A 21,463-nucleotide genomic window follows, 5' to 3' on the forward strand; every position below is an offset into this window, starting at 1 on the left:
GCACGCCGATTTCCGGGGGATGCCGCGTCGGGGACGCGGGGTAGCGTCCCCTTCATGCATGCGATCACGATTCCCGAACCTGGTGGTCCCGAGGCGCTGGTGTGGGACGAGGTCCCCGATCCCGTGCCCGCCGAGGGCGAGGTCCTGGTCGAGGTGGTGGCCGGCGCCGTCAACCGCGCCGACATCCTGCAACGGCAGGGCTTCTACGACCCGCCGCCCGGCGCCTCCCGCCACCCCGGCCTGGAGTGCTCCGGCCGGATCGCCGCGCTCGGCCCCGGGGTCTCCGACTGGTCCGTCGGCGACGAGGTGTGCGCGCTGCTCTCGGGCGGCGGATACGCCGAGAAGGTCGCCGTTCCGGCCGGGCAGCTGCTGCCCGTGCCCGAGGGCGTCGACCTCCGGCAGGCCGCCGCCCTCCCCGAGGTGACCTGCACGGTCTGGTCGAACGTGTTCATGGTCGCCCAGCTGCGCCCCGGCGAGACCCTGCTCGTGCACGGCGGCTCCAGCGGCATCGGCACCATGGCGATCCAGCTGGCCAAGGCCGTCGGCGCCAAGGTCGCGGTGACCGCCGGCACCAAGGAGAAGCTGGAGCGCTGCGCCGAGCTGGGCGCGGACATCCTGATCGACTACCGCGAGCAGGACTTCGTCGCCGAGCTGAAGGCGGCCACCGGGGGCGCGGGCGCCGATGTGATCCTCGACAACATGGGGGCGAAGTACCTGGACCGCAATGTCCAGAGCCTCGCCGTCAACGGCCGGCTCGCGATCATCGGTATGCAGGGCGGCATCAAGGCCGAGCTGAACATCGCGGCGCTCCTGACCAAGCGCGCCGCGATCAGCGCGACCTCGCTGCGGGCCCGTCCGCTCGCGGAGAAGACGGCCATCGTCGCCGCCGTGCGCGAACACGTCTGGCCCCTGCTCGCGGAGGGCCACGTCCGTCCCGTCGTCGACCGGGAGATCCCGATGAGCGACGCGGCCGCGGCGCACCGGGTCGTCGAGGAGAGCGGCCACGTGGGCAAGGTGCTGCTGGTCGTGCCGTAGCGGGCCCGTTCAGGACCGCCGCAGCCGGAGCGCGGCGAGGCCGAGGCCCAGCCCGAGCCCGATGAGGACCAGACCGCTGCCCAGCGGCAGGATCCGCAGCACGGGCCCGTCGGCCCGCTCCCCCGCCGCGGCGGCCGGTCCCGCCCCGTCCTGCGGCGCGGAGGCCTCCGGCGCGACGGCGGCCTCCGGCGGCGACTCGGCTCCGGCCTCGGCGTCCGGGTCGCCGGCGCCCTCGGAGTCGCCGGCGTCGCCGGAGCCGGTGTCACCGGAACCCTCGGTGGCGCCGGTGCCGTCCGTCCCCTCCCCGCCGTCTCCGCCGTCCCCGCCGTCCCCGGACTCCTGGCCCGTGTCGTCCTCGTCCTGGGCCGCGCCCTTCTCCTCGTCCGGCCGCCCGGGCCGCGCCCGCCCCTCACCGGCCCGGCTTCCGGCCCGGTCGGGTTCGGGGGAGGAGGAAGCGGAGGCGGAGCGGGAGGCGGCCGTCTCCGGGCCCCTGTGGTGCGCCGGGCCCCTGTCGTCGGTCGCACCCTCGCCGTACCCACGGCCGCGCCGGTCGCGCGTGGGGACACCGCCGTACGACGCGTCGCTCCCGTACGTCGAGACGGCCCCGTACGACGAAACGCTCCCGTACGTCGAAACGGCTCCGTACGACGAGACGGCCGCGTACGTCGACACGGCCCCGTACGGCAGCACCAGCACCCCCACCGCGCACAACCCCCGCCGCAATCGAGTCACGCCCTCAGACTCACACCCCCGCCAAAGCGCCGCATACCGGACTACACCGAACGCGTGCCGTGCGGAAATGGTGGATCTTCCTTCATGGGGGGCACCACGGTGATGAGGTGGAGGGGTGCGAGAGAATGGCGGCATGGAGATGCCGAGGAACGAAAGGTCGCCGGAGACCGCCCAGAAGATCCTGGTCGTGGGCCAGGACGGTATGGCACTCGGTGGCGTCGACGCCGACGAGGACTCCCGTGAGATCCCGGTGACGGAGCAGGTCGAGCAGCCGGCGAAGGTCATGCGGATCGGCAGCATGATCAAGCAGTTGCTGGAGGAGGTACGCGCGGCTCCCCTGGACGAGGCGAGCCGGGCCCGGCTGAAGGAGATCCACTCCAGTTCGGTGAAGGAACTCGAGGACGGCCTGGCGCCGGAGCTCGTCGAGGAGCTGGAGCGGCTGTCCCTGCCGTTCAACGAGGACTCCACCCCCAGCGACGCGGAACTGCGCATCGCGCAGGCCCAGTTGGTGGGCTGGCTGGAGGGGCTCTTCCACGGCATCCAGACCACGCTGTTCGCCCAGCAGATGGCCGCGCGGGCGCAGTTGGAGCAGATGCGCCGGGCGCTGCCGCCGGGGGTGGGCGGTCACGAGGGGGTCGACGACCCCCGCGCGGGTGGCCGCACGGGCGGGCCGTACCTCTAGGCACGGCAGCCCTCGGGGCGCAGCGTTTTCCACAGTCGTAGACAACAACAGGGCCCGGCGTCCACGCCGGGCCCTTTCCTCTGCCGCCGGGCCGGTCAGGACGCCGGATCGCCCGTCGACACGCTCAGCTCGATCTCCGGCACGTCCGAGGGGTCGACGTCGGTACCGGCGGACGGGAACTGGTCCATCACCGCGCCGTCGCCGTAGGTGTTCTCGTCCACGTACTTGATCTTCATCTTCCAGCCGGCCGCCTGGAAGCAGGCCTTGACCGACTGGATGTACTTGAACTTGAAGTTCGGCACCCGGACCTTGTCGGGGTCGTTGTACGACTCCTCCGGCTCGGAGCACTCCGTCGACTCGATCGTCTTGGCGGTGTCCGGGCCGCGGTAGCCCGCCGCCCTCGTCGCCGAGGGGGAGGCGCTGGTGCCGCCGGTGCCGCCCTCGTCGTCACCGCCGTCGGTGACGGCGAGGCTCAGCAGGAACGCGCCCACCGTCACCACCGCGACCAGGACCGAACCGATCACCACCGGCTTGTTGCCCTTGCCGCCGCCCGCGGGCACGGGCGCCGGGGGCTGCGGGGAGAGGTTGTACGCCGGGGGCGTGGGCGGCCCCTGCTGGTGGCCGTAGGCCGGGGCGGGCGTCTGGTAGCCGGGCTGCTGCGGGTAGCCGTAGGAGGCGTTCGGCGGGGTCGGGGCGCCGTACGGGTTCGGGGTCGGCGCCGGCTGGTACGGCGTCTGCACGTTGCCCAGGGGCGGCTGCGGCGTGTTCTGGCCGACCGGCGGGAACACCGCGGAGCCCACGCCCGAGCCGCTCTGCACCGGGGTGCCCGGGACGATGCTCGGCGGCGCCGGCTGGAGCGAGGCGGCGATCCGCAGGCACTCGTCGCGCATGGCGACGGCGCTCGGGAAGCGGTCGTTCGGGTTCTTCTTCAGGGCGCGGGCGACCAGCGCGTCCACGGCCGGCGGCAGCGCCCGGTTGATCGAGGAGGGCGCCACCGGCTCCTCCTGTACATGCGCGTACGCGATCGCCAGCGGCGAGTCCGCGTCGAACGGCAGCCGCCCGGTGACCAGTTGGAACAGCATGATGCCGACCGAGTACAGGTCGGAGCGGGCGTCCACGCCCCGGCCCAGGGCCTGTTCGGGCGAGAGGTACTGCGGGGTGCCGACGACCATGCCGGTCTGCGTCATCGACGTGACACCGGACTGCATCGCGCGGGCGATGCCGAAGTCCATCACCTTGACGACGCCGCGCTTGGTCATCATCACGTTGCCCGGCTTGATGTCGCGGTGGACCAGCCCCATCTCGTGGCTGATCTCCAGCGCCGCCAGTACATCCGCGGTGATCTTCAGTGCCTTGTCGGCGGGCATCGCGCCCTGCTGCCGCACGTCCTCGTCGAGCACGGAGCCGAGCGGGCGGCCCTCCACGTACTCCATGACGATGTACGGCGTCGTCAGGCCGCCCATCTCGTCCTCGCCGGTGTCGAACACCGAGACGATGTTGGTGTGCGTGAGCTTGGCCACTGCCTGGGCCTCGCGCCGGAAGCGCTCACGGAAGGCCTGCTCACGGCCGAGTTCGGTGTGCAGGGTCTTGACCGCGACCTGACGGTCGAGGACCGAGTCGTAGGCGAGGTGCACCGAGGCCATGCCGCCCTGGCCGAGCAGATCGCGCAGCTGATACCGGCCATTGGCCAGCGCCCGCCCCGCGTGCGCGCCCTGGGCGCCGTCCTGGCTCATGTTCCGCGTCCCCCGTAGGCCCTGAGGCGCCGTCGTCCGCCGCCGGGCGTCTCTCTTCCGTTGACTGTCATTGATCGAAAGTGCTATTCCCGGCCAAGTCTGCCGCAGGGCACTGACACGTCAAGCTCGGTGCCCGTTCCGTGACCCTACGAGAAAGAAGCGTCGCGGAAGCGTTACAGGTGGCTTGCGGCCGGTACACAGAATTTGCGCGCCGGCCGGTGGTACGGGTTTGATGACCGGTCCGTCTCCGACCGGCGGCGGAGCCCGGCAGGGGCTCATCCAGGACCGGAGGCTTGCGCGAAGGCTGTAGCGTGGCCGACGGAGACCGTAACAACACCGCGCGCACCGCGGGCAGAAACGACGGCGAGGACTGATGGCACAGCAGCAGCCCCAGGGCCCGTCCGACCCCGAGGCGACTGGCGGCGGAATGTCAGACGCGCCGGAGAACTGGGGCAACGGCGGGCTGGTCGGCGACGGCCGGTACCGGCTGACCCGCAGACTCGGTCGGGGCGGCATGGCCGAGGTGTTCGCGGCCGAGGACGTACGACTCGGCCGCACCGTCGCGGTCAAACTGCTGCGCGCGGACCTCGCCGAGGACCCCACCTCCAAGGCCCGCTTCACGCGCGAGGCCCAGTCGGTGGCCGGCCTCAACCACCACGCGATCGTCGCCGTGTACGACTCCGGCGAGGACTTCGTGGGCGGCCAGAGCGTGCCGTACATCGTCATGGAGATCGTCGAGGGGCGCACCATCCGCGACCTCCTCCTCAACGCCGAGGCGCCCGGGCCCGAGCAGGCCCTGATCATCGTCTCCGGTGTGCTGGAGGCGCTCGCCTACTCGCACCAGCACGGCATCGTGCACCGCGACATCAAGCCCGCGAACGTGATCATCACGCACAACGGCGCCGTCAAGGTGATGGACTTCGGCATCGCGCGCGCCCTGCACGGCGCGTCCACGACGATGACGCAGACCGGCATGGTCATGGGCACCCCGCAGTACCTCTCCCCGGAGCAGGCGCTCGGCAAGGCCGTCGACTACCGCTCCGACCTGTACGCCACGGGCTGCCTCCTCTACGAACTGCTCGCGCTGCGCCCTCCGTTCATCGGCGAGACCCCGCTGTCGGTGGTCTACCAGCACGTCCAGGACATCCCGATGCCGCCGTCGCAGACCTCCGAGGGCGAGTGCCCGCCGGAGCTCGACGGACTGGTCATGCGGTCCCTCGCCAAGGAGCCCGACGACCGGTTCCAGACGGCCGAGGAGATGCGCGGACTCATCCAGTACGCGCTCCAGATGCTGTACGACCAGGGCGGCCACACCGGCACCTGGAACACCGGCCCGGTCGCGATGCACGACGGCCGCACCGCCGCGAGCCCCTACGCGGGCACCACGATGATGCCCCAGCACGACGGCGGCATGACCTCCCAGATCCCGCAGCCGATCCTGCCCACGGGCTACGGCAGCGGCGACGACGGCGGCTTCGAGGGCCACGGGAACCGGGGCAGCGGCCGCGGCAAGCTGTGGATCCTGGCCGTCCTCGCGGTGATCGCCATCGCGGCCGGTGTGGCGCTCGCGCTGAACAACAAGGGCACCAGCAGCGGCGACAGCGAGACCACCGAGTCCCCGAGCGTGAGCCAGTCCCAGAGCGCCGAGGCCAGCGAGTCACCGAGCGACGAGGCCTCCGAGGAGTCCTCGGACGACTCCTCCGACGACAGCACCGGCTCGGACTCCGGTTCGAACTACACGCCGTCGTACACCCCCTCGTACACCCCGTCGTACACGCCCACCGAGACGGCCACCAGCGAGCCGACCGGCACGGAGACCGACCCGGGGACCTCGGAGGAGCCGAGCGACCCGACGACGAGCGACCCGGGGACGGACGGCGGCACCGACCAGGGCACGACCGACGGCACCTCGAACGGCGGCACCGACCAGGGCAGCACCACCCTCGGCGCCGGCCTCGGGGGCAACTGACCCGTCCGGCATTTTTCAGCCACGCGCGCGTGAAGCCCTTTCCGGGCGGCACGCGCGCGTAGTGCATTCGGGGGACTCTTCCCGTGACCTGGGTCACCGGGATAACGTGCCCTTGTTCCGGCCCCCTGCAAGGCTGTGACCAGGAAGAGTTCCCGATTTTGCGAATTTACTTGGAAATCCAAGCAAAAACGCAGGTCAGGAGGGGTTTCACAGAAATGTGGACTACTGGGTAACGTGCCCCTTGCAGGGCGCTCGCCGGGGCACCTGTCACATCTGTGCCCGTTTTGCCGCACCCACCCTGTGCGGATGCGAAGGCGCAGATGAGCCGCACTGGCAACCCGGCGAACCCGGGTAGCCGGACCGACGGAGGAGCACACGTGACCGTGGAGAGCACTGCCGCGCGCAAACCGCGACGCAGCGCCGGAACCAAGAGCACGGCCGGCAAGCGCACGACCGCAAGGAACGCGCCAGGCACCGAGCCCGAGCTCGTACAGCTGCTGACGCCCGAGGGCGAGCGCGTCAAGAACGCCGCGTACGACAAGTACGTCTCCGGCGTCACCCCCGAAGAGCTCCGCGGCCTCTACCGCGACATGGTGCTCACCCGCCGCTTCGACGCCGAGGCCACCTCCCTCCAGCGCCAGGGCGAGCTGGGCCTGTGGGCCTCGCTGCTCGGCCAGGAGGCCGCCCAGATCGGCTCCGGCCGGGCGCTGCGCGACGACGACTACGTCTTCCCGACCTACCGCGAGCACGGCGTCGCCTGGTGCCGCGGGGTCGACCCGACCAACCTGCTCGGCATGTTCCGCGGGGTGAACAACGGAGGCTGGGACCCCAACGGCAACAACTTCCACCTCTACACGATCGTCATCGGCTCCCAGACGCTGCACGCCACCGGCTACGCGATGGGCATCGCCAAGGACGGCGCGGACAGCGCGGTGATCGCCTACTTCGGCGACGGCGCCTCCAGCCAGGGCGACGTCGCCGAGTCCTTCACCTTCTCCGCCGTCTACAACGCGCCGGTGGTGTTCTTCTGCCAGAACAACCAGTGGGCGATCTCCGAGCCGACCGAGAAGCAGACCCGCGTCCCGCTCTACCAGCGCGCCCAGGGCTTCGGTTTCCCCGGCGTCCGCGTCGACGGCAACGACGTGCTGGCCTGCCTCGCGGTCACCCGCTGGGCCCTGGAGCGGGCCCGCAACGGCGAGGGCCCGACCCTCGTCGAGGCGTACACCTACCGCATGGGCGCCCACACCACCTCCGACGACCCGACGAAGTACCGGGCCGACGAGGAGCGTGAGGCGTGGGAGGCGAAGGACCCGATCCTGCGCCTGCGCCGCCACCTGGAGACCTCAAACCACACGGACGAGGGATTCTTCGCGGAACTCGAGGCCGAGAGCGAGGCGTTGGGCAGGCGAGTGCGCGAAGCGGTCCGTGCCATGCCGGACCCGGACCACTTCGCCATCTTCGAGAACGTGTACGCGGACGGGCACGCGCTCGTCGACGAGGAGCGCGCCCAGTTCGCCGCCTACCAGGCGTCGTTCGCGGACGAGGGGGGTAACTGAGATGGCTGAGACGGCGACATCCAAGAACATGGCCCTGGCCAAGGCGATCAACGAATCGCTGCGGCGCGCCCTGGAGACCGACCCGAAGGTCCTCGTCATGGGCGAGGACGTCGGCAAGCTCGGCGGTGTCTTCCGGGTGACGGACGGCCTGCAGAAGGACTTCGGCGAGAGCCGTGTCATCGACACCCCGCTCGCCGAGTCCGGCATCGTCGGCACGGCCATCGGCCTCGCCCTGCGCGGCTACCGCCCCGTGGTGGAGATCCAGTTCGACGGCTTCGTCTTCCCCGCCTACGACCAGATCGTCACCCAGCTCGCCAAGATGCACGCCCGCTCACTGGGCAAGGTCAAGATGCCGGTCGTCGTGCGCATCCCCTACGGCGGCGGCATCGGCGCGGTCGAGCACCACTCCGAGTCCCCTGAGTCGCTGTTCGCGCACGTCGCCGGCCTGAAGGTGGTCTCCCCCTCCAACGCCTCCGACGCGTACTGGATGATGCAGCAGGCCATCCAGAGCGACGACCCGGTGATCTTCTTCGAGCCCAAGCGGCGCTACTGGGACAAGGGCGAGGTCAACACCGAGGCCATCCCCGGCGAGCTGCACAGGGCCCGGGTGGTCCGTGAGGGCACCGACCTCACCCTCGCCGCCTACGGCCCGATGGTGAAGCTCTGCCTGGAGGCGGCCGGAGCCGCCGCCGAGGAGGGCAAGAACCTCGAGGTCCTCGACCTGCGCTCGGTCTCCCCGCTCGACTTCGACTCGATCCAGGCCTCCGTCGAGAAGACCCGCCGCCTGGTCGTGGTGCACGAGGCCCCGGTGTTCTTCGGCTCCGGCGCGGAGATCGCCGCCCGGATCACGGAGCGCTGCTTCTACCACCTGGAGGCCCCGGTGCTCCGGGTCGGCGGCTACCACGCCCCGTACCCGCCGGCCCGTCTGGAGGAGGAGTACCTGCCGGGCCTGGACCGGGTGCTCGACGCCGTCGACCGTGCCCTGGCGTACTGAGGAGAGGGTCGTGACGACGATGACGGAAGCGTCCGTACGCGAGTTCAAGATGCCGGACGTGGGCGAGGGCCTGACCGAGGCCGAGATCCTCAAGTGGTACGTCCAGCCCGGTGACACGGTCACCGACGGCCAGGTGGTGTGCGAGGTCGAGACGGCCAAGGCCGCCGTCGAACTGCCCATCCCCTACGACGGTGTGGTGCGCGCGCTCCACTTCCCCGAGGGCACCACGGTGGACGTGGGCATGTCGATCATCGCGGTGGACGTGGCGGGCGGCGCGGCCCCCGCCGACACCCCCGCACCGGCACCGGTGCAGACGGCCGCAGCCCCGGCCGCCCCCGCCGCCCCGGCCCCCGAGGAGAAGAAGCCGGAGGGCTCCGGCCGCACGCCGGTGCTCGTCGGGTACGGCGTGGCCGCCTCCTCCACCAAGCGCCGCCCCCGCAAGAGCAGCGCGATCCCGGCCCAGGAGCCCGCCGCGGCCGCCGCCTCCTCCGCCGTGCAGTCCGAGCTGAACGGCCACGGCGGCACCGGCACCCCGGCCGTGACGGAGCGGCCGCTGGCCAAGCCGCCGGTGCGCAAGCTCGCCAAGGACCTGGGCGTGGACCTCACCTCCGTGGTCCCGACCGGCCCGGACGGCATCATCACGCGGGAGGACGTGCACGCGGCGGCGACCCCGCAGACCACGGCCCCGGCCCAGGCCCCCGCGCCGGCACCGGTCACCACGCCCGCGCCGGCGCCCGTCGCGTCGTACGACGCGGTGCGGGAGACCCGTATCCCGGTGAAGGGCGTTCGCAAGGCGACCGCGGCGGCGATGGTCGGCTCGGCGTTCACCGCGCCGCACGTCACCGAGTTCATCACGGTCGACGTCACGCGCACGCTGAAGCTGGTCGAGGAGCTCAAGCGGGACCCCGACAAGTACGGGATGCAGGGGCTGCGGGTCAACCCGCTGCTGCTGATCGCCAAGGCCCTGCTGGTCGCGATCCGCCGCCACCCGGAGATCAACGCCGCCTGGGACGAGGCGGCGCAGGAGATCGTGGTCAAGCACTACGTCAACCTGGGCATCGCGGCGGCCACCCCCCGCGGGTTGCTCGTCCCGAACATCAAGGACGCGCACGCCCAGACGCTGCCGCAGCTGGCGGCGTCCCTGAGCGAGCTGGTCGCCACCGCGCGGGAGGGCAGGACGTCCCCGGCCGCCATGCAGGGCGGCACGGTGACGATCACCAACGTCGGCGTCTTCGGCGTCGACACCGGCACCCCGATCCTCAACCCCGGTGAGTCGGCGATCCTCGCGGTCGGCGCGATCAAGCTCCAGCCGTGGGTCCACAAGGGCAAGGTGAAGCCCCGCCAGGCCACCACCCTCGCGCTGTCCTTCGACCACCGTCTGGTCGACGGGGAGCTGGGGTCCAAGGTGCTGGCCGACGTGGCGGCGATCCTGGAGCAGCCGAAGCGGCTGATCGCCTGGACCTGAGCCGGAACCGGAACCGGAGCGGTACCGCCTAGCCCCGGTACCCCTCCGGCTCCCGCTGGAGCCAGTGGCCGTCGACCGCCCAGCCGAGGAACATCCGGCCGGTGCCGTCGTCGGCGTGGCCGCCCTCGGCGACCTGGCGCAGCCCGGTCAGGGCCGGGGCGAGCCGGGCGCCGACATGGCCCGGGTGACGGGCGGCCTCCTCGGACAGCCAGGCGAGGGTCGCGGCCCGTTCCCGCGCCGCGCACAGCGACAGCTGGAAGATCATCTGCCGCCAGGCGTAGGCCGCGTCCTTGATCGTGGCCAGCGGGAACACCTGGCCGTGCACCCGCCCGGTCAGCCGGCACACGGTGACGAAGCTGCGGCGCGCCAGGTCCGCCCAGCCCGGGGACGGGGCGATGCCGACCCGGTGGACCAGGGTGGCCAGGTTGTGCGTGGTGAGGATCTGCGCCTGCTCGATCACCGTGCCGTTCCCGGCCACCGACCAGCCGGACGACCGGGACCGGCTCCCCGCGGAGAAGGCCTCCGCCCGCTCCCGGCACAGCTTCCCGAACCCCGGCGAGGTCCGCGGCCGGTCCTTGCGGGTCAGGGCCTCGGCGACCTCCGCGATCGCCAGGTTGCGGACGGCCGCGTAGTCGATGCGGTAGTAGCGCTCGTAGAGCGAGCCGCCGCCGAGCAGCTCCGCCGCCACCCGTGCCGAGGCGAGGAACTTCGGGCTGAACGCGCCCATGAAGATGTCGTTGGCCAGCTCCTCCACCAGGGGTGCGCCGAGGTCGGCCTGGCGGGCGAGCACGGACAGTTCGCGGACCAGCGGGTTCGGCAGGATCGTCGCGGGGAACGCCTGCACGGCCAGCTCGCCCAGCCGCCGCAGCGCGACCACCGCGTCGCCGTCGGCCCCGGCCTCGGTGCGCTGTCCGGCCACGGCCCGCACCCATGGCAGCTCCTCGATCCGCACCTGCTGCTGGAGGTTCAGCAACAGCAGCGAGCGGCGGCCGGCGAACGCACGGTGGTGCGCGACGGCCAGCGTGCGCAGGACGCCCTCCGGGTAGGCCTGCGCGGCGGTGACGGCGACGAGCTGCGGGACGATCTCCGCGAGCACCTCCGCCGAGGGCACCAGACCGCGTTCCACCAGCGTCTCCAGGGAAGCGCTCAGCGCGCCCTCGACGGGCCGGCGGACCCCGGCCGGGATCACGGCGCCCGCCGGCAGCCCGGTCTCCCTCGCCTCGGCCTCCGTCACCGGCACGAGCAGCGGCCGCGGATCGGCCACGCCCACCGTCCGCTCCAGCCCGGAGAGCCGGCGCAGCACCAGCTGGGCCAGCGCGTGGTGGGAGGGCAGCGCCGCCTGCGCGGCCTGCTCCCGGCGCAGGGCCGTGTGCCGGGCGGAACCGGGCCGTCCGCGCCGCCGCACCATCGCCGTGACGGCGTGCCGCAGCAGCCCCAGCCGACGCGGGTCCGGTCCCCGGCCGTGGACGGTCTTCTCCAGCGCGCCGCGCAGGATCGTCAGGTTCTGCCGGGGATCGAGGTGCTTGGTGCAGTACGTGTGCCGGCGCGCCAGCTCGTGGTAGCGGCCGAGCAGGGCGGAGCCGCGCTCGTACCAGTCGGCGTGGGCGGCCCGCTCCGGTATCCGGAGGGTGCCCTCGTCGTCGACGGTCTCCAGCCAGTGCGTGAGGAGCGCGTCGGCGAACGGCTGCCAGACGGTCAGCGCCTCCCGCTGGGTCTCCACGGCCTTGCTGGGACGGCGCCGGGCCAGGGTCTCCCCGGCGTCGGCGACGGTCGCCCGGTGCACGGCGTCGGCCCCGGGCACGGGGCGGCCGGCCGGACGCGGGGTGAACCGCAGCCGCCCGGCGAACGGGGCGAGTTCGGCGACGAGGGCGGCCGCGGCCCCGGTCCGCCCGGTGCGGGCCAGCCAGGCCACGGTGAGCAGGGCGGCCTCCTCCGGCACGGTCACCTCGTAGCGTCCGCTGTCCAGCAGGGCGTAGAGCCGGCCCAGGCCGTCCGCGGAGAGCCAGTACGCGAACAGCGCCTGCCGCTCGTACGGCACCCCGGCGTCGCGTGCCGCCTCCTTCTCGTACTCCGTCAGGGGCCCGGCGGCGGCGGGCTCGCCGGTGGCGAAGCCGCCGCGCAGCACCTCGGGGGTCACCCAGGCGGGGAGTCCCGCGACGGGCGTGCGGGAGCCGATCGCCAGGACGCCCTCCGCCATGCCGGCGAGGACGGCCCGCCAGGAACGCCCGCGGTCCCCGGCACGGCGGCGGGTGTCGGGGTCGTCATGGGTGAGCGCGGTCCTGAGCGCCCTGGCCAACTGCCCGGAGGCGTACGCCGGGTCGGCCTGCGCGAGGTGCTGCTGGTCAGCGTCGCTGTTCATAAGCCGACGTGGCGGGTGCCGCCCCCGCTCCCTCCGGGTCTCAAGCCCGGCGCTCTGCTGTTGAGCTACACGTCGATGACACCGACGCTAAGGGCCGAACGGGCGTACGGACAACCGGGTTTCCCCGATCACCCGGCCGCCCGTGCCCGCTGTCATCCGACGCCCTGCGCCGGCACGTGCACCGTCTCCACCCGGCTCGCCACCAGCCGTTCGCGTTCCCGGCGGGCCGCCCGCTTGCGCAGCCGCAGGATCTGGCTGACGCCGAGGGCCTGGAGGACGAACACCGAGGAGAAGGCGATCGTGTAGTCGTCGCCGGTCGCGTCCAGCAGCACGCCGATCGCGAACAGGGTCGTCATGGAGGCCGTGAAACCACCCATGTTGGTGATGCCGGAGGCGGTGCCCTGACGCTCGGGCGGGTTCGCGGGGCGGGCGAAGTCGAAGCCCAGCATCGAGGCGGGGCCGCAGGCGCCGAGGACCGCGCAGAGGACGACGAGGAGCCACATCGGCGCGTGCTCGCCGGGGTAGACGAGGGTCACCGCCCAGACGAGGGCGGTCGCGCCCACCGTGCCCAGCGCCAGCGGGAGCCGGGCGCCGTGGTGCCGGGCGACGATCTGGCCGTAGACCAGACCCACGACCATGTTGGCGAGGACGACCAGCGTCAGCAGTTCGCCCGCCGCCGCCCGGGACAGGCCCTGGGCCTGGACGAGGAACGGCAGGCCCCACAGCAGCAGGAACACCATCGCCGGGAACTGGGTCGTGAAGTGCACCCACAGGCCGAGCCGGGTCCCCGGCTCCCGCCAGGACGCGGCGATCTGCCGGCGGACGTACGCGGCGCCGTGGTGCGGGAAGGGCTCGGGCTCGTGGCCCTCGGGGTGGTCCTTGAGGAAGAGGACGAGCAGGACCAGCACGACCACGCCCGCGAGGGCGCTGCCCGCGAAGGCCGCCGTCCAGCCGACCCCGTGCAGCAGCCGGGCCAGCAGCAGGGTGGAGACCAGGTTGCCCGCCATGCCGGCGAGACCGGCGAACTGGGCCACCAGGGGACCGCGCCGGGCCGGGAACCAGCGGGTGCCGAGCCGCAGCACGCTGATGAAGGTCATCGCGTCCCCGCAGCCGAGCAGCGCGCGCGAGGCGAGCGCCGTGCCGTACGACGGGGAGAACGCGAAGCCGAGCTGGCCCGCGGTGAACAGCACGACGCCGATCGTCAGCACCCGCTTGGTGCCGAGCCGGTCCACCAGCAGTCCGACGGGTATCTGCATGCCCGCGTAGACGAGGAGCTGGAGGATCGAGAAGGTCGACAGGGCCGAGGCGTTCACCTGGAAGCGGTCGGCCGCGTCGAGGCCGGCGACCCCCAGAGAGGTACGGAAGATGACGGCGACGAAGTAGACCGAGACGCCGATCCCCCAGACGGCCATCGCGCGCCGTCCGCCGGGAGGATCACCCGGAAGGGTGGAGTGGGATCCACCGCGGGTGACGCTCATCGGACCTCGCCCCGGGCCAGGTGGGAGAACCAGCCGACGTGCCGGTGGACGATGTCCACGGCCGCCTCGGCGTCGCCCGCGCGCAGCGCCTGGAGGATCTCCTCGTGCTCCGTCAGCGTCTTCGCGATGCGGTCGGGGTGCGAGTGCAGGACGGCGACGCCCATCCGCAGCTGGCGGTCGCGGAGCTGGTCGTAGAGGCGGGAGAGGATCTCGTTGCCCCCGCTGCGGACGATCTCCGCGTGGAAGCAGCGGTCGGTGACCGCGGCCGCCGCGAGGTCGCCCGCCGCGGCCTGCGCCTTCTGCTGCGCGAGCAGCTCCTCCAGACGCTCCAGGAGGCCGGGGGGCGCGGGGACCGCCTTGCGCGCCGCGTGCTCCTCGACCAGCAGCCGGGTCTCCACGACGTCCGCGATCTCCTGTGCGGAGACCGGCAGGACCAGGGCGCCCTTCTTCGGGTACAGCTTGATCAGGCCCTCGACCTCCAGGCGGAGCAGCGCCTCGCGCACGGGGGTCCGGGAGACCCCGACGGCTTCGGCCAGCTCGCCCTCGGTGAGGAGGGTGCCGCCCTCGTAACGGCGGTCCAGCACACCCTGCTTGACGTGGGCGTAGACCCGGTCGGCGGCGGGCGGCTGCTTGAGGGAGACGGAGGAGGGGGCGGACGGGGAGTCGGGGGCTGCGGCGGGACGGGGCGGAGCGGACGACGGCATGCCCACAGGATAGATACAACATGGGCGCAAAGGGGGGAGCGTCCAACATCCGGAACCCGGTTCGCCCGCAGGGGTGTTCGCGCTCGGGGTAATCAGAAATTCGTCCCAGCGGACGCACAACCTTCTGTGCTACTTACGTGTCACACACGTGCGGCCCCACCAACTTTCCCCATGCCAACCCGGCCGCACTTCAGGGGCATTCAACATAATCGGGGTATTTCAGTTGATAACCGCCACCAAGGGCATCCGCGTTCGAGCCGCCGCCGTCGTCGCCACGGCCAGTGCAGTGCTCGCCGGAGGAGTCCTCACCGCGGCTCCCGCGCAAGCCGTCACGGCGCCCACCCTCACGGCCAAGGGTGCGTACCTCATGAACAGCGCGACGGGCAAGACGCTCTTCACCAAGGCCGCCGACACGAAGCGGCTCACCGCCTCCACCACGAAGGTCATGACCGCGAAGGTCGTGCTCTCCCAGGCGAACCTGAATCTGGACGCCAAGGTCACCATCAAGCAGGCGGTCAGCGACTACATGGTGGCCGAGGGCTACCCGTCGTCGGCCCGGCTGATCGTCGGTGACAAGGTCACCGTGCGTCAGCTGCTGTACGGGATGATGCTGCCGTCCGGCTGCGACGCTGCGATGGCCCTCGCCGACAAGTTCGGGACCGGCTCGACGGTCGCCGCCCGCACCAAGAACTTCATCGCCAAGATGAACACCATGGCCAGGAGCCTGGGCATGACGAACACGAAGTTCGACTCGTTCGACGGCCTCAGCAACGGCGCCAACGCCTCGACGCCGCGCGACCTCACGCTGCTCGCCCGCAGCGTGATGAAGAGCTCCGCCTTCAAGACCGTCGTGAAGACCAAGTCGTACACGGCGAAGACCGTCACCAAGACCGGCGCCATCCGCACCATGGCGGCCTGGACCAACACCAACACGCTGCTCGGCTGGAACGGCACGCTCGGTGTGAAGACCGGTTCCGGCACCGAGGCCAAGTACTGCCTGATCTTCGCCGCCACGCTCAACGGCGAGTCGGTCATGGGCACCGTGCTCACCGCGCCCGACGCGACGAGCCGCACGGCCGACGTCAAGAAGCTGATCAGCTACGGCTACGCCAAGATCAGCTGACGCGGATCACCGCACCGAACGCGCCGGGCCCGCCGTGATCCACACGGCGGGCCCGGCGCGTTCCCGCTCTCGGCCTCAGCCGAGCTCGTCCGCGAACCACACCCGGTGCGTCCCGTCGGCCTCCACGGTCGCCGAACGCCCGGCGACCTCCCCCTCGTACCGCTTCTCCATGGGTGACGGGGAAGCCCCGGTGAAGTGTCGGGTACCGGGACCGCTACCTGGTCACCGCGAAGTTCCGCAGGATCGCCGCCGTCAGCCGGGGCTCCCCCTCCGCCTTCACCCGGTCCGCCACGGCCTCCGCCGTCACCCTGCCGCAGGCCAGCCGGACGTACGTCTCCCAGTCGAGGGCGAAGGAGGCGGCGGGGCCCAGCGCCGGGGCGGTCTCCAGGGTGCCGCGGCCCTGGATGTCGACCCGGATCGTGCGCAGGAACTCGATCGGCCCGTGCACATCGAAGACGACCGCCGAACTGCGCGGGGCCTCGGAGCGGTCGGCGACGACGGTCGGCAGCTCGCCGAGGAGCACGTCCCGGGCGATGTGGGCGCCGGGGGAGTCCAGGTTGCCGGGGCGGCCGAGCGCCGCGCGCAGGTCCTGCTCGTGCACCCACACGTTGAACGCGTGGCCGCGCATCGACTCCTCCAGCGTCAGCTCCGCGCCGAGGGGGCCGCGCACGAGCGTGCCCGGCTGGCGCGACTCGTTGCGCAGCTGGCGGTTGCGCCGGATGATCATCAGCTCCAGTTCGGAGGTCATCTCGGGCGCGGTGTGGTGCCGACGGACGTCGACCTGTCCCTCCATGTACCGCTGGATGTCGGTGGTGACGTGGAAAAGGTCCCGGGGCAGTGAGTGGATCGGGCGGGGATCGCCGTACATCTCACTGTCCAGGCCGATCACGTGCGAGACCACATCGCGGACCGACCAGCCGGGGCACGGGGTCCGCCAGTTCCACTCGCCCTCGACGAGCGGCTGCACCAACTCGGATATCGCTTCGATGGAGTGGGTCCAGGCGTCGGCGTAGGGCTGGAGGGTGGGATGCAGACTCACGGAACGGGACCCCTCGGCGGTCGGTGCACGGGCGGATGGTGGCGGCGGATGGCGGCGTTGCCCACGGGAGGCGGAGACGGTCGGCGGCTGTCGGCGGGTGTCGTGAAACGCTAAGTTACGCTGCTGTGAGGCACCCCGGCAGTGCTTTCGTGTGACGATCGTAGGCCCGTGTGGACTACTCGAATGTCAGGACGGTGGTACTGTGCGCGCCTCTCTGATCCAGATTGCCGTAGACGAGGACGAATCGGTCGAATCACGGCGGGCGCGGGTCGCCTCCCTCGTACGGGAACAGGCCGGTGTCGCGGACCTCGTGGTGCTGCCGGAGCTGTGGACGACCGGCGCCTTCGCCTACGAGGCGTTCACCGACGAGGCCGAGCCGCTGGAGGGGCCGACCTACGAGGCGATGGCCAAGGCCGCGAGCGACGCGGGCGTGTGGCTGCACGCGGGCTCGATCCCCGAGCGGGACCCTGACGGCTCCCTCTACAACACGTCTCTCGTCTTCTCCCCCTCCGGTGAGCCGGCGGCGGCCTACCGCAAGATCCACCGCTTCGGGTTCGACAAGGGCGAGGCCGTGCTGATGGGCGCGGGACGGGAGCTGGTGACGGTCCGTCTCCCGGAGACCACCGTCGGTCTGGCCACGTGCTACGACCTCCGTTTCCCCGAACTCTTCCGCGGTCTCGTCGACGCCGGAGCCGAGACCCTCGTCGTCTCGGCCGGCTGGCCGGAGCGCCGCCGGGCGCACTGGACGCTGCTGGCTCAGGCGCGGGCGGTCGAGAACCAGGCGTTCGTGCTCGCGTGTGGAACGGCCGGGACGCACGCCGGAGTTCCCCAGGCGGGTCACTCGATCGTGGTGGATCCCTGGGGCGAGGTGCTCGGCGAGGCGGGCCCCGGCGAGGAGATCCTCACCGTCGACCTCGACCCGGCGAAGGTCGCCGCGACCCGGGAACAGTTCCCGGCGCTGAAGGACCGGGTGCTCGGCCGACGCTGAAGGTCTGTCCTCGGCTCCGTGATCTGTCCCCGGCTCCGTGATCTGTCCCCGGCTCCGTGACCGGATCCGACCGCGGCAGCCGGCGCGGTGTCCGTCCCGCCGGCTGCCGTGTCGGACTCGCGGCTCAGCCGATGGGACGGGCGCGGACCTTGTCCGGCTCGAAGTCGTACACCGTCTGGTTGATGCGCAGGCCGTCGACGGCCCCGATCCACATGTAGTCGCGGCCCTTGCCCACGGCGGCGGTGTAGACGGTCGGCTCCGCACCTCCGTCGGTGAGGGCCGTCCTGAGCTGCTGGAAGGTGCAGGTCGTGGTCAGGTTGCAGCCGGTCACGGTTCCGGCGTTGCCCGTGAGGAACCACTTGCCGGTCGTCGTGGCGTCCAGGTACGGGCTCCAGCTGTTGACCGTGGGGGAGGGGTCCGGGAGCCACACCATCGAGGAGTAGGTGGTGGTGGGGGCCGCGGTGAGGCTCGGATTGATCTCGAACGTGATGTTCGGCATGTTTCCGGGGCCGCCGTAGGTGATGTTCTCGCCGGTCTGGAAGACGTGGAAGCCGACGTTGTCGATGCCCAGCACCGGGTCGCCGTAGAAGTCGACCTCGTTGCCGAAACTGGCTTTTTCACTGGGCGGCGTGAGGCTGGTGGCGTGGTCGGCCACCTCGATCCCGAGGCTGCCCTGTCCGTAGGGCGGTCGCGCCGAGGGGCCGGGTACGCCGAACGAGCCGAACGGTCCCTTCCGCAGAGCGGCGACGGGGGAGCCGATGGTGTTTCGGGTGATGACACCCCAGTGGTCCTCGACCGGAGGGGTCCCGTAAGGGTCGGCGGATGCCGATGCCGGGGCGGCCGTCGCGGCGATCACGGTCAGTGCCGTGATCCCGAACATCAGTCTTCGCCGGGTGCCGGAGCGAGCGTTCACATGTATTCCTTTTCGCTGGTCGGACGGGGTGTGGGACACGTACCGCCGGGGGCGTGCCGCACCCTCTCGATCACTCACGGTAACGGCGCCGGGAGTCCGACCAGCTTCGACGCACCAGCGTCCTATTGTCTTTTGATCCTCATGGTGGAGGTCCTCCCGCTCAGTCCTCCCCCTCAGTCCTCCTCCCGCCCCTTCTCGGAGAGGTGGATCACGCACACCGTCACCGCGATCAGCAGCGCCGGATCCGCGTCCTCCCGTACGACGTCCACGCCGTACGTCTCCCGTACGTGCAGCCACCGCCGGGAGACGACGGCGAGCAGCTCACCGTCGTACTCGATCGCGAACTCCCGGTCGAGGATCTTCCCGCTGACGTCCAGCACGGTCCGCCCGTCCGCCAGCGACACCCGGTAGTGGTTGCGCAGCAGCGACAGCCGTTTGCGCCGCACGGTGGCCAGCGGCTCGCCGTCCCGCTCGATCACCATCGTGTCCCGCAGGGCGAACATCTTCTGGTGGATGTCGATCAGGACCCGCCCCTGCGTGTCCTTCAGCTCGAAGGTGTCCCGCAGCCGGATCGCCTTGCCGTCGACGAGGTACACCTTCTCGCCCCGGTCGTCCTCGATCCAGTAGTCGTCACCGAGGGCCAGGAGCCGGTCGCGCACGAGGAATCTCATGCCGGTACTGCTTCCCCCGGCTGGGATGATCTCTCCGGGAGGGGGGCGGGAAATGATCGGACGGGTGAACCGGCTGGGGCCGGCGGCCGGTGCGGCGGCGCTGCTCACGGGCCTGTCGGGATGCGCGGATCCCGAGCTGTGCGCCGGCTGGGGTGTGGTGACCGAGGTCGGGGTGTACTTCGTGCAGGACGGTTACGGCGATCTCGCGGGCGCTTCCGCCGAGGTGTGCACTCGGGGTGAGTGCGACAAGGGCCCGCTGAGACGGGAGGGCGTCTCCCGCGTGTTCCTCACGCTGCCGGAAGACCCCGATCCCGACGCCGCGCCGGTCCGCTTCAGGGTCACCCGCAAGGGCGCCACCACCCCCTTCATCGACGCATCCGTCGAGGTGAAGCTCCTCCGTCAGTCCGACGGCTGTGGCGGAGGCGGCTACAGCCGGGCGCTCGCCTTCACGAAGGAGGACGGTCTGCTGAAGAGCGTCCCCAAGGCCGTGAGCGCGGCATGGATGAAACAGGTGAGGGGTGCGGCCACGGCGCCTCCCACCGACGCGACTACGACACCGTCACCCCGCCCGCCGGCCCGAACCGCCGCCGGTACGCCGACGGGCTGAGGCCGGTCTCCCGCCGTACGCGCGCGCGGAGGTTCGCGGCGGTCCCCAGCCCGCTCCTCGACGCGACCACGTCGAGCCGTTCCTCGCCCCGCTCGATGAGCCGGCAGGCGAGCGCCACGCGTTCACCGGTCAGCCAGGTGAGGGGGGTGGTGCCGAGCTGGGAGCGGAAGCGGCGGTGCAGGGTGGCGGGGGAGACGGCGGCGCGGGCCGCGAGGCCGGCCACGGTCAGCGGCTCGGCCAGCCGTGCCCGGGCCCACTCCAGCAGCGGCGCCAGGGACTCGTCGGGCACGTCCGGCAGCGGGCGCTCCACGAACTGGCGCTGTCCGCCGTCCCGGTGCGCGGCGAACACCAGCCGCCGGGACACGGCATTGGCGACCTCGGCGCCGTGGTCGCGCCGGACGACGTACAGCCCGAGATCGAGGGCGGCGGCGCTGCCCGCGGCGGTCAGGACGTCGCCCTCGTCGACGAAGAGGACGTCGGGCTCCAGCCGTACGCGCGGATGCAGCCGGCGGAAGGCCTCCGCCCACATCCAGTGCGTGGTCGCCCGGCGGCCGTCCAGCAGTCCGGCCTCGGCGAGCGCGAAGCTGCCGGTGCACAGGCTCAGGACACGCGCCCCGCGCGCGTGGGCGCGACGGATGGCGTCGAGGACGTCGTCCCCGCGCGGTACGACGTTGTCCGGCCGCCCCGGTACGACGAGGGTGTCCGCGCCGTCGACGGCCGCCAGCCCCGGCACGCCGGTCAGCCGGAAGAAGCCGTGGTTCATCCGCACCTCACGCGCGGGCGTGCACAGCGTCACCTCGTACAGCGGCCCCGGTAGCCCCAGTTCGGGCCGCGGCAGCCCGAACAGTTCGGTGGCGACCCCGACTTCGAAGGGGTTGGTCCCCTCGTCGACGATCACCACGACCCGGTGCGGCCGGTGGGTCCGGTGGGTCCGGTGGGTTCGGTGCGAGGATCCTTGCGGCATGTGCGATTCCTAGCACTCGTCCCGGCCCGGCGCCAGGAACGACCATGACCGGCATGACCACCGAACCCGTCTCCCTGGCCACCGCGCTCGCGTCCTTCTCCGAGCGCTGGAGCCCCCGCATCGTCACCACCGTCAACGACTACGACATCCGCGTGGCCAAGGTGGAGGGCGAGCACCTCTGGCACGTCCACGACCACACCGACGAGTTCTTCCTGGTCCTGTCGGGCGAACTGCACATCGGCCTGCGCGAGGCGGCCGGCGAGCGGACGGTCGTCCTCCCGAAGGGGTCCGTCTTCACGGTCCCGCGCGGCACCGAGCACAAGCCGTACGCCCCCGTCCCCACCGAGATCCTCGTCCTCGAACCCACCGGCACCTCCACCGTCGGCGACCGTCACGACGAGATCCCGTCCCACGTGGACGCGACGACGGGCCACAGGCTGGCGTGAGCCTC

Annotated in this window: 19 protein-coding genes and 1 tRNA gene; 10 read left to right on the forward strand and 10 right to left on the reverse strand. The window is 71.7% G+C overall.

The genetic code is table 11. The annotated features are described in order from the left end of the window. Positions 1 to 54 precede the first annotated feature (54 nt). Positions 55 to 1,035: an NAD(P)H-quinone oxidoreductase gene (locus ABZ490_RS10310; protein WP_358987228.1), complete on the forward strand. Its 981-nt coding sequence runs from the start codon at positions 55 to 57 to the stop codon at positions 1,033 to 1,035. Between the two features lie 9 nt (positions 1,036 to 1,044). On the opposite strand, the gene ABZ490_RS10315 is transcribed toward ABZ490_RS10310, so the two are convergent. Next, positions 1,045 to 1,767 (reverse strand): hypothetical protein, encoded by a 723-nt coding sequence (locus ABZ490_RS10315; RefSeq protein ID WP_358987231.1) that lies wholly within the window; start codon positions 1,765 to 1,767, stop codon positions 1,045 to 1,047. Positions 1,768 to 1,900: 133 nt separating this feature from the next. On the opposite strand from ABZ490_RS10315, the gene ABZ490_RS10320 reads away from it, so the two are divergent. Next, entirely contained in the window at positions 1,901 to 2,449 is a 549-nt protein-coding gene (locus ABZ490_RS10320; protein WP_358987234.1) for a bacterial proteasome activator family protein, read from the forward strand. A gap of 95 nt (positions 2,450 to 2,544) precedes the next feature. Here ABZ490_RS10320 and ABZ490_RS10325 read toward each other — a convergent pair whose 3' ends face one another. Then, positions 2,545 to 4,182 carry a protein kinase gene (locus ABZ490_RS10325; protein WP_358987237.1) on the reverse strand — a complete coding sequence of 546 codons (1,638 nt, stop codon included), beginning with the start codon at positions 4,180 to 4,182 and terminating at the stop codon, positions 2,545 to 2,547. 373 nt (positions 4,183 to 4,555) lie between these two features. Between ABZ490_RS10325 and ABZ490_RS10330 the strand changes: the two genes are divergently transcribed. The 4 genes from ABZ490_RS10330 to ABZ490_RS10345 all read left to right on the forward strand — a co-directional run bounded on the left by ABZ490_RS10330 (position 4,556) and on the right by ABZ490_RS10345 (position 10,166). After that, positions 4,556 to 6,151, forward strand: a complete 1,596-nt coding sequence (locus ABZ490_RS10330; RefSeq protein ID WP_358987240.1) for a protein kinase — start codon at positions 4,556 to 4,558, stop codon at positions 6,149 to 6,151. 377 nt (positions 6,152 to 6,528) lie between these two features. Then, entirely contained in the window at positions 6,529 to 7,707 is a 1,179-nt protein-coding gene (gene pdhA, locus ABZ490_RS10335; RefSeq protein WP_358987243.1) for a pyruvate dehydrogenase (acetyl-transferring) E1 component subunit alpha, read from the forward strand. 1 nt (position 7,708) lies between these two features. Next, entirely contained in the window at positions 7,709 to 8,701 is a 993-nt protein-coding gene (locus ABZ490_RS10340) for an alpha-ketoacid dehydrogenase subunit beta (RefSeq protein WP_358987246.1), read from the forward strand. Between the two features lie 10 nt (positions 8,702 to 8,711). Continuing rightward, positions 8,712 to 10,166, forward strand: a complete 1,455-nt coding sequence (locus tag ABZ490_RS10345) for a dihydrolipoamide acetyltransferase family protein (RefSeq protein ID WP_358987249.1) — start codon at positions 8,712 to 8,714, stop codon at positions 10,164 to 10,166. Positions 10,167 to 10,194: 28 nt separating this feature from the next. Here ABZ490_RS10345 and ABZ490_RS10350 read toward each other — a convergent pair whose 3' ends face one another. From ABZ490_RS10350 to ABZ490_RS10365, 4 genes are all read right to left on the reverse strand, one after another. Then, on the reverse strand, positions 10,195 to 12,525 hold the full coding sequence (locus ABZ490_RS10350) for a hypothetical protein (RefSeq protein WP_358987253.1): 2,331 nt from the start codon (positions 12,523 to 12,525) through the stop codon (positions 10,195 to 10,197). 3 nt (positions 12,526 to 12,528) lie between these two features. After that, positions 12,529 to 12,600, reverse strand: a tRNA-Ser gene (locus ABZ490_RS10355). A 77-nt stretch (positions 12,601 to 12,677) separates the two neighbouring features. Further along, entirely contained in the window at positions 12,678 to 14,003 is a 1,326-nt protein-coding gene (locus ABZ490_RS10360; RefSeq protein ID WP_358987256.1) for an MFS transporter, read from the reverse strand. After that, positions 14,000 to 14,707, reverse strand: a complete 708-nt coding sequence (locus tag ABZ490_RS10365) for a GntR family transcriptional regulator (RefSeq protein ID WP_358987259.1) — start codon at positions 14,705 to 14,707, stop codon at positions 14,000 to 14,002. Before ABZ490_RS10365 ends, ABZ490_RS10360 begins: the two co-directional genes overlap by 4 nt. Positions 14,708 to 14,930: 223 nt before the next feature. Between ABZ490_RS10365 and ABZ490_RS10370 the strand changes: the two genes are divergently transcribed. Continuing rightward, a complete protein-coding gene (locus ABZ490_RS10370; protein WP_358987262.1) occupies positions 14,931 to 15,830 on the forward strand; it encodes a D-alanyl-D-alanine carboxypeptidase in 900 nt (299 codons plus the stop codon). Between the two features lie 214 nt (positions 15,831 to 16,044). Here ABZ490_RS10370 and ABZ490_RS10375 read toward each other — a convergent pair whose 3' ends face one another. Beyond that, entirely contained in the window at positions 16,045 to 16,869 is an 825-nt protein-coding gene (locus ABZ490_RS10375; protein ID WP_358987265.1) for a maleylpyruvate isomerase family mycothiol-dependent enzyme, read from the reverse strand. A gap of 202 nt (positions 16,870 to 17,071) precedes the next feature. Between ABZ490_RS10375 and ABZ490_RS10380 the strand changes: the two genes are divergently transcribed. Further along, positions 17,072 to 17,857 carry a carbon-nitrogen family hydrolase gene (locus tag ABZ490_RS10380; protein WP_358987268.1) on the forward strand — a complete coding sequence of 262 codons (786 nt, stop codon included), beginning with the start codon at positions 17,072 to 17,074 and terminating at the stop codon, positions 17,855 to 17,857. A gap of 124 nt (positions 17,858 to 17,981) precedes the next feature. Here the strand turns inward: ABZ490_RS10380 and ABZ490_RS10385 are convergent, their stop codons facing one another. Together ABZ490_RS10385 and ABZ490_RS10390 are read right to left on the reverse strand one after the other, a co-directional pair. Beyond that, positions 17,982 to 18,770, reverse strand: coding sequence for a hypothetical protein (locus tag ABZ490_RS10385; protein WP_358987271.1), 789 nt, complete (start codon positions 18,768 to 18,770; stop codon positions 17,982 to 17,984). Positions 18,771 to 18,943: 173 nt separating this feature from the next. Further along, a complete protein-coding gene (locus ABZ490_RS10390; RefSeq protein ID WP_358987274.1) occupies positions 18,944 to 19,441 on the reverse strand; it encodes an LURP-one-related family protein in 498 nt (165 codons plus the stop codon). 52 nt (positions 19,442 to 19,493) lie between these two features. Here ABZ490_RS10390 and ABZ490_RS10395 point away from each other — a divergent pair, with 52 nt between their 5' ends. After that, a complete protein-coding gene (locus tag ABZ490_RS10395) occupies positions 19,494 to 20,048 on the forward strand; it encodes a hypothetical protein (protein ID WP_358987277.1) in 555 nt (184 codons plus the stop codon). On the opposite strand, the gene ABZ490_RS10400 is transcribed toward ABZ490_RS10395, so the two are convergent. Further along, positions 19,990 to 21,012: a helix-turn-helix domain-containing protein gene (locus ABZ490_RS10400; RefSeq protein ID WP_358987279.1), complete on the reverse strand. Its 1,023-nt coding sequence runs from the start codon at positions 21,010 to 21,012 to the stop codon at positions 19,990 to 19,992. The genes ABZ490_RS10395 and ABZ490_RS10400 overlap by 59 nt on opposite strands. Positions 21,013 to 21,065: 53 nt before the next feature. Between ABZ490_RS10400 and ABZ490_RS10405 the strand changes: the two genes are divergently transcribed. Then, on the forward strand, positions 21,066 to 21,458 hold the full coding sequence (locus ABZ490_RS10405; protein WP_358987282.1) for a cupin domain-containing protein: 393 nt from the start codon (positions 21,066 to 21,068) through the stop codon (positions 21,456 to 21,458). Positions 21,459 to 21,463: the final 5 nt, after the last annotated feature.

Origin of the sequence: Streptomyces sp. NPDC005811 (assembly GCF_040630405.1) — a bacterium.
In the GTDB taxonomy this organism is placed as follows: Bacteria; Actinomycetota; Actinomycetes; order Streptomycetales; family Streptomycetaceae; genus Streptomyces.